Source organism: Adhaeribacter radiodurans (assembly GCF_014075995.1).
Lineage (GTDB): Bacteria > Bacteroidota > Bacteroidia > Cytophagales > Hymenobacteraceae > Adhaeribacter > Adhaeribacter radiodurans.
On the sequence record NZ_CP055153.1, the window covers coordinates 5,748,484 to 5,765,651 of the forward strand.

Below are 17,168 nucleotides of genomic sequence, written 5' to 3' on the forward strand. Positions count from 1 at the left end.
GTCTACAGACCATAATCCATAGTGGTTAGGTAATTATTTGCTGAATAGTTAAGCATTTGAATGGTTCTTTAGTATCTAGTTCTGTAGAGTAGTATAATTTTACTAAAATTGGTAAATGCTAACTGGTAATGGGTAATGGGTAATTGGTACCTGTTAAATGAACCGGGTCACTTACAATTAAACCATCTTTCAGGCGAATAACGCGGTCAGTTTGGGCAGCAATATCGTTTTCGTGAGTTACAATAATAACCGTCATGCCTTCGCGGTTTACTTCTTTAAAAAGCTCCATTACCTCGTAAGACGTTTGCGTATCCAGGGCACCGGTAGGTTCGTCGGCTAATATTAATTTAGGTTTGCTAATTAAGGCCCGGGCAATAGCCACCCGTTGGCGCTGCCCGCCTGATAATTCATTCGGCGAATGGTCAGCCCGGTCGAGTAATCCCACCCGGTCTAAATATTCTAAAGCAAGTTTATTTCGTTCCCGGCGACTTACTTTTTGGTAATAAAGCGGTAGGGCTACGTTTTCCATCGCGTTCTTAAAAGAAAGCAGGTTAAACGATTGAAAAACAAAACCCAGAAATTTATTGCGGTAATAAGCAGCTTTGGTTTGGGATAGATTTCGAATATGGGTACCAGCCAGGTAATAATCGCCAGCATCATAATCATCCAGAATACCTAAAATATTAAGCAAAGTAGATTTGCCGGACCCCGATGATCCCATAATAGATACCAGTTCTCCTTCTTCTAAGGTGGTGTCAATACCCTTTAGTACATGCAATTTGTTATGCCCAACAGCATAGTATTTATGGATATTCTGCAGTTTAATGATGGACATTGGAGTAAGGGACGTAGGATTTACTCTAAACTAAGTCTTTGAAATTGAAAACGATAATTTACTGGTAAAATAGTATATGGAGTAACAAAAGATAAAAAATTATACCTTATACCTGGTACCAATGGTATTTATGATAGCAGATGCATTTCACCAGCGAAAAGTTGTCTGGTTCGAAAATTATTTTTTCTAAATCTGCATTAGGCTTGTTGGGGTTTGTATCATAAAAAAGCCATCTGCTTTTTAAAACAGATGGCTTTTTAATTTTCTTTATGTATCAAAGAATACCGGAAAATACTTTATTTAAATTCAAGTTAAAACTTTATCCATTTTTCACTTAAATGTGGATTGGCCGGTTTTCTGTGGCTGCCAAGCAAGCTTCTTTCATGGCTTCGGTGTACGTTGGGTGCGCGTGGCTCATACGAGCTATATCTTCAGCCGAGGCCCGGAATTCCATCGCTACTACGGCTTCGGCAATTAAATCCGCAATCCGGGGACCAATCATGTGGACGCCCAAAATTTCGTCGGTTTCTTTATCCGCCAGTACTTTCACGAAACCATCGGTGTCCATAGATGCTTTGGCCCGACCAGACGCTTTAAACGGAAAAGAACCTGATTTATAAGCGCGGCCTTGTTCTTTTAATTGTTCTTCGGTGAAACCTACTCCAGCTACTTCCGGCCAGGTATACACGACGCCGGGAATCAGGTTATAATTAATGTGCGGCTTTTGCCCTACAAGCTGTTCAGCCACTAAAACACCTTCTTCTTCGGCTTTATGGGCCAGCATCGCCCCCCGAATAACGTCGCCGATGGCGTAAATACCTGGTACATTGGTGCGTAAATGATCATCCACAGCAATCATGCCGCGCTCGCCCATCTGCACACCAGCATTTTCTAAACCTAGACCTTCAGTATAAGGTTTGCGGCCAATAGATACCAGACAGTAATCCCCTTCAAAAGTTACAGTTTCACCTTTCGGATTTTGGGCAGTTACTGTTACGCCTTCGCCGGTGTTGGTAGCGCCCGTTACTTTGTGCTGAAAGTAAAATTCAAAGCCTAAGGTTTTCTTTAAAATACGCTGTAGTTCTTTGCCTAATGCTTTATCCATGGTCGGAATAATGCTATCCAGAAACTCGACAACTGTGATTTTAGCGCCCAACCGGGCATAAACCGAACCTAATTCCAGACCAATTACGCCGCCGCCGATAATAACCATGTGCTTGGGTACTTCTTTCAGTTCCAATGCTTCCGTGGAGGTAATAATCCGTTGCTTATCCACTGGAATAAAAGGCAACACTGTTGGTTTAGAACCCGTGGCTATAATAGTATTGGTGGTTTCAATTTCCTGAGCCGTACCATCTTGCGCGGTAATCTTAATCCGGTTTTTATCTACAAATGAACCCAGACCAAAATACGTATCGATCTTGTTTTTTTTCATCAGATAAGTAATACCATCGTTGTTTGATTTTACTACTTCTCCTTTGCGGTTGATCATTTGCTCCAGATTAACCTGTAGGTTATCCAATTCAATGCCGTGCGTTTTAAAGGTATGCGCCGCGTTGTGGTAATGCTCCGAAGAATCGAGCAAGGCTTTAGAGGGAATACAACCTACGTTTAAGCAAGTACCACCCAGTACATTATATTTTTCAATGATGGCGGTTTTCAGGCCAACCTGGGCACACCGGATGGCCGCCACATAGCCGCCCGGGCCAGAACCAATCACTACAACATCGTATTTCATTTTATATAATTAGAAATTATGAATTAGAAATTAGAAATTAAGCATTCGCCTTCATCGAGATTAGAATGCTATTAATAATTCGTCTGATTTCTAGCCCATCTTCATGAATGGATTCAAACGCTTTTTCAGAAAGATATTGACTGTCATTGAGCAGCCGTAACCAGTAAAATGTTTCTCTGGCTTCTTTTGCCGCAATATTTAATTTATGAACGAAATCAGCTTTAGAACTTGCAGCGATTGCTTCTTCCACATTGGCTCCAATAGAAGTTCCGCTTCTAAGCAATTGCTTAGCCAAAACAAACTCTTTTTGCTCCTGGGTTAAATATTTATAAAGCTTGATAATCCGAAGGGCGAAGGCATAACTCTTATCACAAATTACATTCTCCTTCTTGCCTTCTGCCACAATTTCTAATTTCTAATTTCTAATTCATAATTTTATTACACGCCCAACAATAAACGCATTGGGTCTTCGAGCAGCTCTTTCACGCGAACTAAGAAGCTAACTGATTCACGGCCGTCGATGATGCGGTGATCGTACGATAACGCTACGTACATCATCGGGCGAATAACTACCTGGTCATTGATCGCAATTGGGCGATTAACAATGTTGTGCATACCTAAGATGGCCGATTGCGGTGCGTTAATGATAGGCGTAGACATCATGGAGCCAAATACGCCCCCGTTGGTAATGGTAAAGGTTCCACCAGTCATTTCCTCAATCGAAATTTTATTTTCGCGCGCTTTCTTAGCTAAACGAACAACTTCTTTTTCTACGCCATCCAACGATAAGCTTTCGGCATTACGGATAACCGGCACTACCAAACCTTTAGGAGCAGAAACGGCTATAGATATATCACAGAAATCGTTGAAAACAATTTCATTTTCTTCGAGTTGGGCGTTTACAGCTGGCCATTCTTGTAAGGCTACCGTACAAGCTTTCACGAAGAACGACATAAAGCCCAGGTTCACTTCAAATTTTTCTTTGAACTTGTCTTTGTACTTTGCCCGGATGTCCATAATCGGCTTCATATCTACTTCGTTAAAAGTAGTCAGCATGGCCGTTTCGTTTTTAACCGCTACTAACCGACGGGCTACCGTTTTCCGTAAGCTCGACATCCGTTCACGACGCTGATTACGGTTACCCGAAGTGGCCGGCGCAGAAGCTGGTTGCGAAGTTGCTGGCTTTGAAGCAGGAGCAACAGGCTGTGCTTGTGGCGCCGCAGCAGGTTTAGCCTGCGCACCTACGGCATCTTCTTTCGTAATGCGGCCATCCCGGCCAGAGCCAACCACATCCGTTGCATTAATACCTTTTTCAGCTAATATTTTACCAGCAGCCGGCGAAGGAGTGCCACTAGCATAGGTTTGAGCTCCCCCGTTAGAGGCCGCAGCGGCTTGCGCGGACTGGGATGCAGGTGCGCTGGCCGGAGCAGCTGGAGCACCGGAAACAGCACCTGTAGTACTTTCGATGGTACAAATAACGGAACCAACCGGTACAGTTTCACCTTCCGGGGCTACAATGTGTAAAGTACCGGCAACTTCGGCGGGTAATTCAAAAGTAGCTTTGTCGGATTCCAATTCGCAAATAACTTCGTCGAGAGCAACTACTTCACCATCTTTTTTAAGCCATTTAGAAATAGTTACTTCAGTAATAGATTCGCCTACGGTAGGAATTTTAATTTCTTTGGAACCGCCAGCGGCTGTAGCTGCGGCATTGCCTACCTGCGGGTTATTATTAGTTGACACTGGATTGTATGAGCTGTCGGCTACCGGAGCTTTTTCGGCGGCAGGTGTACTCTGCGGATCCGTAATGGTTTTGGCTTCGGCGGGTTGTGGTTCTGCTACTGCACCGCCGTAACCAGAGCCACTGCCTTTACTTTCGGCGCTGGCCCCACCGGTGGTAGTACCCGTACCGTTGCTGCTACCGCCCTCCTCGATGCTACATAGTACCGTACCAATCGGAATGGTTTCGCCTTCGGCTACTATAATGCGCAATATACCGGCTCCTTCAGCTGGTAGCTCAAAGGTGGCTTTATCCGACTCCAGTTCACAAATAACTTCGTCCATTGCTACTTGGTCGCCGTCTTTTTTTAGCCATTTGGCAATAGTTACTTCGGTTATCGACTCGCCCACCACGGGCACTTTTACTTCCAATGACATATATCTTTGAGTTATGAGTTAAAAGTTAAGAGTTATGAGTTAAAAGTATACAATTAGAAATAAGGTTTATAAGATAAATTTAAAAATTTAAACCTACTTACTTTTTACCTCTTTCCAACTCTTAACTTTTAACTTATAACTCTTAACTAAATACTACTAAATCGCGAATGCTTTTTCGATAAGCTCGCGTTGTTCTTTGTTATGGATTTTAAGATAACCAGTAGCTGGCGATGAACTAGCTTTACGGGCAATAACATCCTGCAAAATATTTTTGAAGCGTAAAGCCCGTAAAATATACGCCCAGTAACCCATGTTAGATGGTTCTTCCTGTGCCCAGTATACCTTCGGATTATTGTATTTACTTAATTCGGCTTCCAGTTGCAAGTGCGGGAACGGATGCAATTGCTCCAGGCGAATAACAGCTACATCTTTTCGATTGTTTTTTTGCTGCTCATCAAATAAATCGTAATAGAATTTACCGGAACACATAATTACTTTGGTTACCTCGCTCGCTTCGGCATACGTATCGCCAATTACTTCTTTAAAAGAACCAGATGTAAATTCAGATACCGGCGACACGGCTAACGGATGACGCAGCATGGATTTTGGGGCCATGTTAATTAACGGCTTCCGGAATGGCAACGCTAATTGGCGACGCAGCACGTGGAAGAAGTTAGCCGGTAAAGTAATGTTGGTTACAAAAATATTGTATTCGGCAGCTAGCTGTAAAAATCTTTCCGGGCGGGCATTGGAGTGTTCCGGACCTTGGCCTTCGTAACCGTGCGGCAATAACATTACCACACCGTTCATCCGTTGCCATTTAGACTCGGAAGGCGTAATAAATTGGTCGATCATTACCTGGGCGCCGTTGGCAAAATCACCGAATTGTGCTTCCCAGATTGCTAAAGCGTTAGGGTTGGCCATGGCATAACCAAATTCAAAGCCTAATGCCCCGTATTCCGAAAGCAAGGAGTTGTAAATTCGCATTTTCTCCTGGTTTTCGTCGATGTAATTTAAGCTGTTATAACCTGAATTGGTTTCAGCATCGTGCAATACAGCGTGCCGGTGCGAGAAAGTACCGCGCTGTACATCTTGTCCGCCTAATCGTACAATCTTATTTTCCAGCAATAGCGATCCGTAAGCCAGTAATTCAGCCGCAGCCCAGTTCAGGGTTTTGGTGTTAAAGAACATGTCCTGCCGTTCTTTTAGCAATTTTTCAATCTGCTTTAAAGGTTTAAAACCTTCCGGAATAGTAGAAAGTGCTTTACCTACTTTTTCTACTACTTCCTGGCTAATACTGGTATCCGGCGATTTGTCAAAATCTTCGGGAGTTGAGCGGCGTAATACCTGCCATTCTTTTTCCAGTACCTGGTAATTGTAAGGTAATGGTTTTTGTTTTACTAAATTCAAACGGTCTTGCAGTAAATCACGGAACTCTTTGTCCATGTTTTCGGCTAGTTGCGCGTTTACTTCGCCCCGGTTAATTAATACTTTATTATAAATTTCCCGCGGATTCGGGTGCTTGGAAATCAGGTTATATAATTGCGGCTGCGTGAACTTAGGCTCGTCGCTTTCGTTGTGCCCATGACGGCGGTAACAAACCATATCCACAAAAATATCCGCGTGGAAACGCTGGCGGTATTCGGTAGCAACCTGTACGGCGTAAACTACAGCTTCCGGATCGTCGCCGTTTACGTGTAATACCGGGGCATCAATAATTTTAGCTACGTCTGTTGAGTAAATAGAGGAACGGGCATCTTCAAAATCGGTAGTAAAACCAACCTGATTATTAATTACAAAGTGAATAGTACCTCCGGTTTTATAACCTTCCAGTTGCGACATTTGAGTTACTTCGTACACAATGCCTTGACCAGCCAGAGCTGCATCCCCGTGAATTAAAATAGGCAGGATTTTATCGTAATCGTTTTTGTACATGCTGTCAATTTTAGCCCGTACAAAACCTTCTACCACTGGGTTAACTGCCTCTAAGTGCGAGGGGTTAGGCGCCAGTTTTAAATTTACTTTTTTGCCCGACACCGTAGTTACCTCGCTGGAATAACCCATGTGGTATTTTACATCGCCATCGCCCATGGTTAAATCCGGTACGGCAGTACCTTCAAACTCACTAAATATTTGCTCGTAAGTTTTTCCCAGGGTGTTAGCCAGCACGTTTAAACGGCCGCGGTGGGCCATCCCAATCATTACTTCTTCTACGCCCAGTTCAGAGGCTTTATCAATAATGGCATCCAAAGCCGGAATGGTAGTTTCGCCGCCTTCCAGAGAAAAACGTTTCTGACCTAAAAATTTAGTGTGCAAAAAGTTTTCGAAAACAACAGCTTCGTTTAACTTTTTCAGAATCCGCTTTTTGTGCTCCAGAGGTGGATCAAAATTTAAAAATTCTTTCTCAATCTTATCCCGGAACCAATCCAGTACTTCCGGGTCGCGGATGTACATGTATTCAAATCCGATAGTTTCGGTATAAATCTTATTCAGTGCTGTAATAATGTCGCGCAGCGAAGAAGCGCCAATACCAATAGCTTCTCCGGCCTGAAAAACAATATCCAGATCGGCTTCGGATAAACCAAAATCTTTTAAATCCAATAAAGCTTTCCGGTCTTTGCGCGGACGAACCGGGTTTGTTTTAGAAAGCAGGTGCGCCCGGCTCCGGTAAGCCTGAATCAGGTTACGTACTTTTAACTCCCGGTCAATGTCGGAAGTGGAAGCTGCCGGTGCAGGAGCGGTTTTGCTGGAACCATTAGCAGATGGAGCGTTATGTCCATTTTCTGACGTATATTTAACGGAGAAATCGTACCCCTCAAAAAACTTACGCCAGCCAAAATCTACTGATTCTGGGTCTTGTTGATAGGCTTTATACAACTCATCAATGTACGATGCGTCTGCATTAGCAATATACGAGAAACTACTCATGAATACTGGTTATTATTAAACGGTTTTCAAATGTAAATACTTTACTTAAATTCAAAAAATTCGTATTCGCATAAACGAATATATCTGTAAAACAATCAAGTAAATGCATTAGTGCAGTTTTGCTCTTAAATGTAGCAGACACTAATTACTTTGATACTTAAAAATTGTATTTGCAACATCTACGGGCTTATACGAAATATAGCAGTCAAGATGAATATTTTAGCGGTAAAATTTGATGATTTTTTTCTAACAAACAACAGGTTTCAGGTAATTTCATAAGGTTGTTCATTGAATAATTTTTAATAAAATATTTATTAAATTTTAATTCGCCGACCTTGATTTACTATTAAAATGTATGCCGTTGACCATCTGTTAATTCCCAAACAAAATTTATCTTACGAAAAAATTAATTTTAAATCGTATGAAAAGAGAATATTTTCAAATTCTGTTTTTAATAAGTGCTTTTTGCTTATTGAGTTGCAATAAAAATCAAAAAGAACAAACCAATAATCAGCAAGCAACTACGGCAAATCAAGACCAAGCCAGCAATACTAACTCAGTAACTCCAATTCACAAACGTTTAGGGAAGTATGTGCAGGTAAAACTTACTTCAGATTTAAACGGATTATCTGCCAAGGAAAAACAAATGCTGCCCTTGCTGATAGAAATTGCCCAGATAATGGATGACCTTTTTTGGTACGAAGCTTATGGCAACCGTGACTCTTTGTTAACCGTCGTGAAAGATGGGGCTACCCATAAATTTGTAGAAATAAATTATGGACCTTGGGACCGGCTGGAAAACAATGCCCCCTTTATACCGGGTGTAGGCCCTAAACCTGAAACAGCCAACTTCTACCCGAAGGATATAACCAAAGCCGAATTTGAAAAAGCTAATCTGAAAGATAAAAAAAGCCACTACACTTTTCTGCGCCGCGATGCGCAGGGAAAATTAATAACGGTGCCTTATCATGTGCAATTTAAAACCCAAGTAGAAAAAGCGGCGTCTCTGCTACGTGAAGCCGCTGGTTTAGCAGAAGATGCCGGTTTAAAGAAATACCTGGCTTTACGCGCCGAAGCTTTATTAACCGATAAGTACCAACCCAGCGATTTAGCCTGGATGGATATGAAAACGAATACCATTGATTTTGTGGTTGGCCCAATTGAAGTGTACGAAGATAAATTGTATAACTACAAAGCCGCGCACGAAGCTTACGTGCTGGTGAAAGACCAGGCCTGGAGTAAACGCCTGGCTAAATACGCGGCGTTTCTGCCGGAACTGCAAAAAGGCTTACCCGTACCGGCTAAATACAAAACCGAAACCCCGGGCACTGATTCCGATTTAAATGCGTACGATGTAATCTATTATGCCGGCGATTGCAATTCGGGTAGTAAAACCATTGCCATTAATTTGCCCAACGACGAAGAAGTGCAACTGAAAAAAGGTACCCGCCGCTTGCAATTAAAAAACGCCATGCAGGCGAAGTTTGATAAAATTATGGTGCCAATTACCCAAACTTTAATTGCCCAGGATCAGCAACAACTTGTTAATTTCGATGCTTTTTTTGCCACCACCATGTTCCATGAGGTAGCGCACGGTTTAGGAATTAAAAATACAATAAACAAAAAAGGCACCGTGCGCGATGCGTTAAAAGAACAAGGATCGGCGCTGGAAGAAGGCAAAGCGGATATTCTGGGTTTGTACATGATTACGCAACTTCATAAGAAAGGCCAGATAGAAGGCGATTTAAAAAGTTATTATACTACTTTCCTGGCGGGTATCTTCCGGTCGGTGCGGTTTGGGGCGGCTAGTGCCCATGGCCAGGCCAACATGGTGCGGTTTAACTTTTTTGCGCAAAACGGGGCTTTTGTACGCGATGCCGCTACTGGTACCTACCGGGTAGATTTTGAAAAAATGGAACAAGCCATGAACAAGCTCTCCGAGAAAATACTCACCCTACAGGGAGATGGAGATTACACCGGCGTAAAGCAACTTTTAACCGAACAAGGTAAAATAAGTACGGAACTGCAAAATGATTTAAACCTATTAGCTCAAGCGGAAATTCCGGTAGACGTGGTTTTTGAACAAGGCAAAGAAGTATTAGGGCTTTAAAATTAAATTACCAGAAAAATTTTCGTTTTAAGTGTAAGCATTACGCTTCTGCAAGGCTATACTTGTTATTTTTCTTGCCCTGTATGCTGGTAGGTTTTACTTTTTTTACATTGACAGCAGGCTAGCTGGTTGTGCTATTCCGCTAGTATAGTTTATAGCTGATACCCAACCGCAATACTTTGAGCACAATAATACTTTGAGCACAATTCCACTCAGAACCTTTGAATACCCACGTGCGAAACTTTTGCGGAAGCCTGTCAGTACATAATAGCATTATATTTTATACTTTGGGCAGCTTTTCCGCCATCCAACAGCCGTGCTGGTGAAAGCGTACGTTTATCTTTTATGACTTCAACCAAAACTGGAGCACCCCTTGATTTAGAATTGCTCTTTCATCAACTTCCGGGGCTTTACTTAATTTTAGATCCAGCTTTAACTATTATTGAAGTTAGCAACTCGTATTTAAAAGCAACCTTAACGAAGCGGGAGAATCTCATTAACTACTACATTTTTGATGTTTTTCCGGATAATCCAGCTGCTTCTGAAGCCAACGCAGCAAGTAATTTACGGGCATCGCTCCAGCAAGTACTTCAGCAGAAAAGAACGCAGAAAATGGCTATCCAACGGTACGATATTCCCCGGCCAGCGGAACAAGGAGGCGGTTTTGAGAAGCGCTATTGGAAAGTACGGAACAAACCAGTTAAAAATGCGGCTAATGAAATACAGTATATAATTCACCAGGTAAAGGATATTACCTTCTATTATCAGGAAAAGCAAGTTTACCAGCTTAACGAAGAGTTACTGCACGTAGCAATGCAAATGATTAACGATGTTATCTGGGATTGGAACCTGCCGGATAATAAAATTATCTGGAGTGATGGTTTTAACACCCGGTTTGGCTACCAAAAAGAAGATGTCGAACCTACCGTTTACTCTAAGTATTCTCGCATTCATCCAGAGGATGTAGAACGTATCGAGCATAGCATACAAACGGTGATACAACATGGCCTGGAAGTTTGGAGCGATGTGTACCGCTTTAAACGAAAAGATGGCTCTTTCGCCGAAATACTAGACCGGGGATTTGTACTGCGCGATAGTCAGCAGAAGCCGTACCGCATGATTGGGGCAATGATTGATATAAGCCAAACCAAACAAGCAGAAGAAGATGCCCGGCAAAGCGCTTTCCGCTTTAACAGTTTAATGGAATCCTTGCCCCTCATGACCTGGACTGCCTTGCCCACCGGAAAAGTAAATTATTATAACCAGCGTTGGTCGGAGTACTTAGGAATATCGCAAAAAGAATTATTAGAAATTGGGTGGGAGCACTACATTCATCCGGAAGACAAAACCCTTACGCAAACTAAGTGGCAACATGCAGTAACTACGGGTACTCCGCTGGAAGTGGAGAACAAGTGGCGCTCCGTTAGCAGTGCCGAATACCGCTGGTTTTTAGTCCGGGCAGTTCCCATTCGCGACGAAAACGATGAAATTATATTATGGATTGGTTCGCATACAGATATTGACGTACATAAGCGATTTCAGGAAGAACTGCAAATACGCGACGAAAAGCTACAACGTATGCTCCAGCAGGCTCCGGCGCATTTTTGTTTAGTAAAAGGGCCAGATCAGATTATTGATTTTGCCACTCCGGGCATTCAGCAACTTTTTGGTAACCGCGAATGCATTGGATTACCCATTGGTACAGCCTGGCCCGAAATTGAGGAACAAGGCCTAACCCGCTTAATGAAGCAAGTATACTCCAGCGGAGAGCCCCTCGTTTTTCAGGAAACCAAAGTAATGGTAGACCGCCTTAATAAAGGGCAATTACAAGAAGGTTATTTTAGCTTTACTTACCAGCCTTTCCGGGACAGCCAAAACAGGATAGAAGGCGTACTCATTTTAGCCGTTGAAGTCACCGACCAAGTAATAGCTAAACGGCAGGCCGAAATACTAACCAAACAACTACGTGCCGAAAAAGAACGATTTGAATTTCTGGCCGAAACTATACCGCAATTTATCTGGACTACGGACCAGCAAGGCTACCACGATTACTTTAACCAACGCTGGATTAATTATACCGGCTACGATGTAGAAGCGAGCCGGGGTACCGAAATGTGGCGAAATCTACTGCACCCGGACGACAGGGAACGATCTCAAACCCGCTGGGAACATTCGCTACGAACCGGTGAATTTTACGAAGTAGAATATCGGTTTAAAAGCAAAGAAGGAAACTATCGCTGGTTTTTAGGGCAGGCTACCCCCATGCACGATGTCAACGGCAACATTACCAAATGGTTTGGAACCTGCACCGATATTGAAGAAAAAAAACGCTCCGAAGAAGAATTATTAACTATTAACCAGGAACTCCGCAAAACCAACGAAGATTTAGATAGCTTTGTCTACACGGCCTCGCACGATTTAAAATTACCCATTATAAGTATGTCGCGCATCTTTAGCGAGCTTACCCGTTCGGCGCAGTTTACAGCACCCGATGCCGAAATACTAATAACCATGTTTCATAAATCGCTGGATCAGCTTCATACTACCATCCGGGATTTAACCGACATTGTGCAGGTACAAAAAAACTTAGACCAACATCAGGAAATTACTTTGTTCACTGATGTTATTCAGGAAGTTCAGTTAAGCATACAAGACATAATTAAAGAATCGGATGCTCAAATTATTGCTCATTTTGAGGCAGCCCCTACTATTTACTTTTCGCGCGTTAATCTTAAAAGTATTATCTACAACTTACTTAGTAACGCTATAAAGTACCGTTCTCCGCACCGAAAACCAGTTATAAACATAAAAACAGATAAAGAAAATGAATTTATAGTACTAACCGTACAGGATAATGGATTAGGTATTAACTTAGAGCGGCATAAAGGCAAACTATTTCAAATGTTTAAGCGCTTTCATAACCATGTAGGTGGTTCCGGAATTGGCTTATACATTATAAACCGGATTGTACAGAACAATGGCGGACATATAGAATTAACCAGCGAAGTAGATGCCGGCACCACTTTTAAAGTATACTTAAAGCAGCAGGAGCGGACGCGCAGTACATGAGAAAAATTATACCCCTAGATTTAATAATGCTGGTAGATGACGACGACACTACTAATTACCTGAATCATCGTTTGTTAACTCAGTTAAAAGCCGCTCATCAAATTAAAGTGGTGAAAGACGGCGAAAAAGCGCTTGAATACTTAACGCACGCTTGCGATAAAGCAAATCACGCTACCCATCCTTGTCCGGATTTAGTATTTATGGACATTAAAATGCCGGTAATGGATGGTTTTGAATTTCTGGAAATGTACCAGCAAGCAGACTTAGCCTTAAAAAATAAAGTAATTATTTTAATGTTAACTTCTTCGGCCAGCTTTTACGACCTGGAACGTTTAAAAAAATACGAAGCGGTTAAAAAACATTATTCCAAATCTCTTTCCGAAGCCGACGTAAAAGAAATACTGACGGAGTATTTTCCGGAACACATTACCGCTGTAGAAAACTAGCCCGGCTCCGGAATATTTTCTGCTATAATGGTAAAGCAATATCCGCAGCATTCTTACTTTTTTGTTAAATACTTTTTAATCGTATCTGCTTTTTAATAGGATAATTGATTTACTAAATGGATTTAGAACAAAATACCTACCTGCAAGTTGCTTTTCGGGCAGTAGCAGTGTACGTATTTATTATCCTAGCCATCCGGTTATTTGGTAAAAAAGAACTTTCTCAACTATCGGTTATTGATTTAGTATTTATACTGCTCATCAGCAATGCAGTGCAAAATGCAATGGTGGGTACTAATACTACTCTTGCCGGCGGGTTGGTAGCAGCAGGTGCCTTGTTTGTAGCCAACTACCTTTTAAAATTAACTATTTACCGTTCGCGCGTTTGGAGTAAGCTCTTACAAGGCGAACCAGTTATGCTTATTTACAGAGGGCAGGTAAAACCCGAAAATTTGCGCAAAGTTCATTTGTCTATAGCAGAATTAGAGGGAGCCGCCCGGGAACATGGCGTGGAGCATTTACGCGAAGTAGATTTAGCCGTTTTAGAAATTGATGGCAATATTAGTATCCTGACCCACGATTTTAAGCAACAACATATTAGCCGCCGTAAAACCAGGCCTCCCCAGACCAATAATATAGATTAGTATAGTTTTATTCTATTCCCAGAATCTTTCTTCCGGCTGGTATAATTTTCTGTTCTTTAATTAAATAATCTGTTTATTATTTTAAAGTTTACTAATTACCGGCAAGTATTTCGGGGAAGGAGCATAATGGGTGGTGAGGATACCACCATATGCGATATTTTCTGTTTTTTATTTGTAATACTACATAGTCTCTAATATATGTAGTTGTAATTAATTTAGTAAAATCAGAAGTTAATTAAATTTTAAAGCTAGGATTTTTGCAGACTTTAAATTAAAATCAAAGTTCTTCTACTTACTTTTCGTACTATAATTTATAACTATGAAAAAACTTTTTCTTGTGGCGCTTGCTGGCTTTCCCTGGTTATTTGGTTGCAGCGAGAACAATCGTAAACCGGCAGAATCTGCTGCTGTAAATACCGAAGCCATTCAACCAGCACTTACTAGCTTTACCGCCGACGATATTCTAAAACATACTAAAGTACTGGCTTCGGATGCCTACGAAGGCCGGGCACCCGGTACTAAAGGCGAAGATTCTTCGGTAGCTTACCTTACCCGCCAGTTTAAGCAATTAGGGCTAGCTCCCGGCAACCCCAATGGCACGTACATACAAGATGTGCCGCTTTACGGTTTTGCAGCTCAGCCTACCGCTTCTTTTACCGCGAACGGCAAGAAAATTAATCTTTCTTTTCCGAACGATTACGTGGCTTTTTCGCACCAATACAAACCCCGCGTTACTGTTACTAACTCCGACATGGTATTTGTGGGTTATGGTATTGTAGCTCCCGAATATGGTTGGGATGATTACAAAGGCGTGGATGTAAAAGGCAAAACCATTGTAATGCTGGTAAACGACCCACCCATTCCGGATGGTAGCGACACTTCTAAATTGGATAGTAAAATGTTTGGTGGTCGGGCCATGACGTATTACGGTCGCTGGACGTACAAATATGAAATTGCTTCGGAAAAAGGAGCGGCAGCCGCTATTATTATTCACGAAACCGAACCAGCCGGTTATCCTTACGAAGTAGTATCGGGCAGCAACAGCCGCGAAAACGTAGATATTCAAACGCCAGATAAAAATGCCGGGCAAGTAGCCGTAAAAAGCTGGATTACCACCGATAAAGCCAAAGAATTATTTGCCGCTTCGGGCCAGGATTTTGCTAAACTTAAAAAAATGGCGATTCAAAAAGATTTTAAACCGGTTGCCTTATCCGCCAAAGCCAACTTTGATTTAAAATTAACTTTACGTGAACTCAAAAGCCATAACGTTATTGCTAAACTAGAAGGTTCTGACCCCAAATTAAAAGACGAATACGTAGTTTATACCGCCCACTGGGACCACCTGGGCAAAGACCTTAAACTTACCGGCGACCAGATTTACAACGGCGCTTTAGATAATGCTACCGGTACGGCTGGCCTGCTCGAATTGGCTGAAGCATACAAAAAATTGCCCGAACCACCTAAACGCTCCATCTTATTTCTAGCGGTAACTTCCGAAGAAAAAGGCTTATTAGGCTCCAAGTATTACGCGGCTAATCCTTTGTATCCGCTTAATAAAACTCTGGCCGATATTAACATGGATGTTCTCAATGCCTATGGCCGCACCAAAGATGTAATTATTATTGGTTATGGCAACTCTACTTTAGATGATATTTTAGCTAAGGCGGCGCAAACCCAAAACCGGAAAATTGTACCGGAAGCTACTCCGGAAAAAGGATCGTTTTATCGTTCCGATCATTTCGAGTTTGCGAAACAAGGCGTGCCTGCGCTTTACGCCGAATCCGGCGAAGAAGCCGTAGACAAGCCGCAAGATTATTTCCGCAAAAAAGCCGAAGCGTATACGGCTAACGATTACCACAAAGTATCTGACGATATTAAAACCGATTGGGATTTTTCCGGTGCCGTTCAGGATCTACAATTGTACTTTCTGGTGGGTTACGATGTCGCCCAAGGTGATAGGTACCCTGAATGGAAACCCGGCACCGAGTTTAAAGCCAAACGAGAAGCCATGCTTAAACAGCAGTAACATTTAGTTTTCCATCTTCAACCTCAAGCCTGAATAAAGATAATTTATTCAGGCTTTTTTATTCTGGCTTCCTAATTATCCATTATGGAGTAACTATATTTAGCAAAAATTACTTTTTTAAAGACAGCGGATCTATTAAGTCGGCGTTCATGGTTTGAATACCAGTTTTAATGGTTAGTTTGGAAACGGGGGCAAAGTTGCTGATTAGCAAATTGTATTACTCTTCATTTTAAAATAAAAACATCAGTTTGGGTTACCTTTAAGCGAATAAGGTATTAAACCCAAAATTGACAATAATCTCTTTTAATAAATTAGTATGAAAAATCTGACCAAAATTTCGGTTTTAGCGTTTGCCGCTCTTTCTTTTACCTTTGCTTCTTGCGACTCTAAAAAAGCCGAGAACGCCGAAACTACCACAGAAAGTGCCATTGACGCAGCAGGTGCTGAACTTGATTCGGCCACTACTCCTACCGAAGGTGATACCGCTGTAGTTCAAGATCAACCCGTTCAAGACGGCGTTGTTGATTCGACTGGTACTAAATAAAAAAGTTTACTTCTTTTGAAGCTTCAGCCTTGCTCCTTATCGGGAGCAAGGCTTTTTTATTAGTACTTATTACCCTGCAAACTGTATAAGTAATCGGCCAAACAATTCCGACTTTATGCATTTCTACTAAGTCACTTTTATTTCATAACTTAATTAACTACCTGGCGCGTACCTTCCTTATTAAGATTACATTTCTATTTTTTTGCTGGTAAACTTCCCTTGGTGCTTGTACAACTTTTACTTACCTTACATAATACTTTACGGCGAGAAATGGTCGTTTTACTTAAAAGTATTTTTCACTAAAAGTTAATCAGCCATGGTTTTACTCCGAAAAAGTGTTGCCGCTCTTATTTTTTTAGTAATTACTTCCTTTACTCTTTTTCATCATGGTTGGGCCGATTACGACCAGGATAAAACAATTGATTTTACAGGTACTATTCAGGAATTTACGTTCGAGAACCCCCATGCTATTGTGAAAGTGCAACAAGATAAAAAAGTCTGGACCGTTGTACTGGCACCAACCAGCCGTATACAGGAACGGGGCGTTCCAACGGCTAAATTAGCTAAAGGAAATCAACTGCACGTGGTAGGCTATCCGCACAAAGAAAAGAAAGACGAAATGCGGGCCGAGCGCATTTTTGTAGGTAAAGAAAAATACGAACTTCGCCGATAGT

General features: G+C 41.9%; 12 protein-coding genes. 7 read left to right on the plus strand and 5 right to left on the minus strand.

The window, feature by feature from the left end; all coding sequences use genetic code 11:
* Window positions 1–118: 118 nt before the first annotated feature.
* The 5 genes from HUW48_RS22885 to HUW48_RS22905 form a co-directional block, all read right to left on the minus strand.
* On the minus strand, window positions 119–829 hold the full coding sequence (locus HUW48_RS22885) for an ABC transporter ATP-binding protein (RefSeq protein ID WP_182416492.1): 711 nt from the start codon (window positions 827–829) through the stop codon (window positions 119–121).
* Between the two features lie 340 nt (window positions 830–1,169).
* On the minus strand, window positions 1,170–2,573 hold the full coding sequence (lpdA, locus tag HUW48_RS22890) for a dihydrolipoyl dehydrogenase (protein WP_182413139.1): 1,404 nt from the start codon (window positions 2,571–2,573) through the stop codon (window positions 1,170–1,172).
* Between the two features lie 37 nt (window positions 2,574–2,610).
* Window positions 2,611–2,976, minus strand: a complete 366-nt coding sequence (locus HUW48_RS22895; RefSeq protein WP_182413140.1) for a four helix bundle protein — start codon at window positions 2,974–2,976, stop codon at window positions 2,611–2,613.
* 35 nt (window positions 2,977–3,011) lie between these two features.
* Window positions 3,012–4,730, minus strand: coding sequence for a 2-oxoglutarate dehydrogenase complex dihydrolipoyllysine-residue succinyltransferase (gene odhB, locus HUW48_RS22900; protein ID WP_182413141.1), 1,719 nt, complete (start codon window positions 4,728–4,730; stop codon window positions 3,012–3,014).
* 156 nt (window positions 4,731–4,886) lie between these two features.
* Window positions 4,887–7,658, minus strand: coding sequence for a 2-oxoglutarate dehydrogenase E1 component (locus HUW48_RS22905; protein WP_182413142.1), 2,772 nt, complete (start codon window positions 7,656–7,658; stop codon window positions 4,887–4,889).
* Between the two features lie 421 nt (window positions 7,659–8,079).
* On the opposite strand from HUW48_RS22905, the gene HUW48_RS22910 reads away from it, so the two are divergent.
* The 7 genes from HUW48_RS22910 to HUW48_RS22940 all read left to right on the plus strand — a co-directional run bounded on the left by HUW48_RS22910 (window position 8,080) and on the right by HUW48_RS22940 (window position 17,167).
* The gene (locus HUW48_RS22910) at window positions 8,080–9,768 is read left to right on the plus strand and encodes a dipeptidyl-peptidase 3 family protein (protein WP_182413143.1); all 1,689 of its coding nucleotides are present in this window, start codon (window positions 8,080–8,082) and stop codon (window positions 9,766–9,768) included.
* A 345-nt stretch (window positions 9,769–10,113) separates the two neighbouring features.
* Window positions 10,114–12,837 (plus strand): PAS domain-containing sensor histidine kinase, encoded by a 2,724-nt coding sequence (locus tag HUW48_RS22915; RefSeq protein WP_182413144.1) that lies wholly within the window; start codon window positions 10,114–10,116, stop codon window positions 12,835–12,837.
* Window positions 12,834–13,283, plus strand: a complete 450-nt coding sequence (locus HUW48_RS22920) for a response regulator (protein ID WP_182413145.1) — start codon at window positions 12,834–12,836, stop codon at window positions 13,281–13,283. The genes HUW48_RS22915 and HUW48_RS22920 overlap by 4 nt, the downstream gene beginning before the upstream one ends.
* A 116-nt stretch (window positions 13,284–13,399) precedes the next feature.
* Window positions 13,400–13,924, plus strand: coding sequence for a DUF421 domain-containing protein (locus HUW48_RS22925; protein WP_182413146.1), 525 nt, complete (start codon window positions 13,400–13,402; stop codon window positions 13,922–13,924).
* 319 nt (window positions 13,925–14,243) lie between these two features.
* Entirely contained in the window at window positions 14,244–15,950 is a 1,707-nt protein-coding gene (locus tag HUW48_RS22930) for a M28 family metallopeptidase (protein ID WP_182413147.1), read from the plus strand.
* 316 nt (window positions 15,951–16,266) lie between these two features.
* Entirely contained in the window at window positions 16,267–16,494 is a 228-nt protein-coding gene (locus tag HUW48_RS22935) for a hypothetical protein (protein WP_182413148.1), read from the plus strand.
* 316 nt (window positions 16,495–16,810) lie between these two features.
* On the plus strand, window positions 16,811–17,167 hold the full coding sequence (locus HUW48_RS22940) for a DUF6152 family protein (protein WP_182413149.1): 357 nt from the start codon (window positions 16,811–16,813) through the stop codon (window positions 17,165–17,167).
* The last annotated feature ends 1 nt before the right edge of the window (window position 17,168 follow it).

Coding starts and splice junctions, on each gene's coding strand:
- HUW48_RS22925 (WP_182413146.1), top strand. CDS start 13,400: ATGGATTTAGAACAAAATACCTACCTGCAAGTTGCTTTTCGGGCAGTA.
- lpdA (WP_182413139.1), bottom strand. CDS start 2,573: ATGAAATACGATGTTGTAGTGATTGGTTCTGGCCCGGGCGGCTATGTG.
- HUW48_RS22910 (WP_182413143.1), top strand. CDS start 8,080: ATGAAAAGAGAATATTTTCAAATTCTGTTTTTAATAAGTGCTTTTTGC.
- HUW48_RS22940 (WP_182413149.1), top strand. CDS start 16,811: ATGGTTTTACTCCGAAAAAGTGTTGCCGCTCTTATTTTTTTAGTAATT.
- HUW48_RS22920 (WP_182413145.1), top strand. CDS start 12,834: ATGAGAAAAATTATACCCCTAGATTTAATAATGCTGGTAGATGACGAC.
- HUW48_RS22935 (WP_182413148.1), top strand. CDS start 16,267: ATGAAAAATCTGACCAAAATTTCGGTTTTAGCGTTTGCCGCTCTTTCT.
- HUW48_RS22930 (WP_182413147.1), top strand. CDS start 14,244: ATGAAAAAACTTTTTCTTGTGGCGCTTGCTGGCTTTCCCTGGTTATTT.
- HUW48_RS22905 (WP_182413142.1), bottom strand. CDS start 7,658: ATGAGTAGTTTCTCGTATATTGCTAATGCAGACGCATCGTACATTGAT.
- odhB (WP_182413141.1), bottom strand. CDS start 4,730: ATGTCATTGGAAGTAAAAGTGCCCGTGGTGGGCGAGTCGATAACCGAA.
- HUW48_RS22915 (WP_182413144.1), top strand. CDS start 10,114: ATGACTTCAACCAAAACTGGAGCACCCCTTGATTTAGAATTGCTCTTT.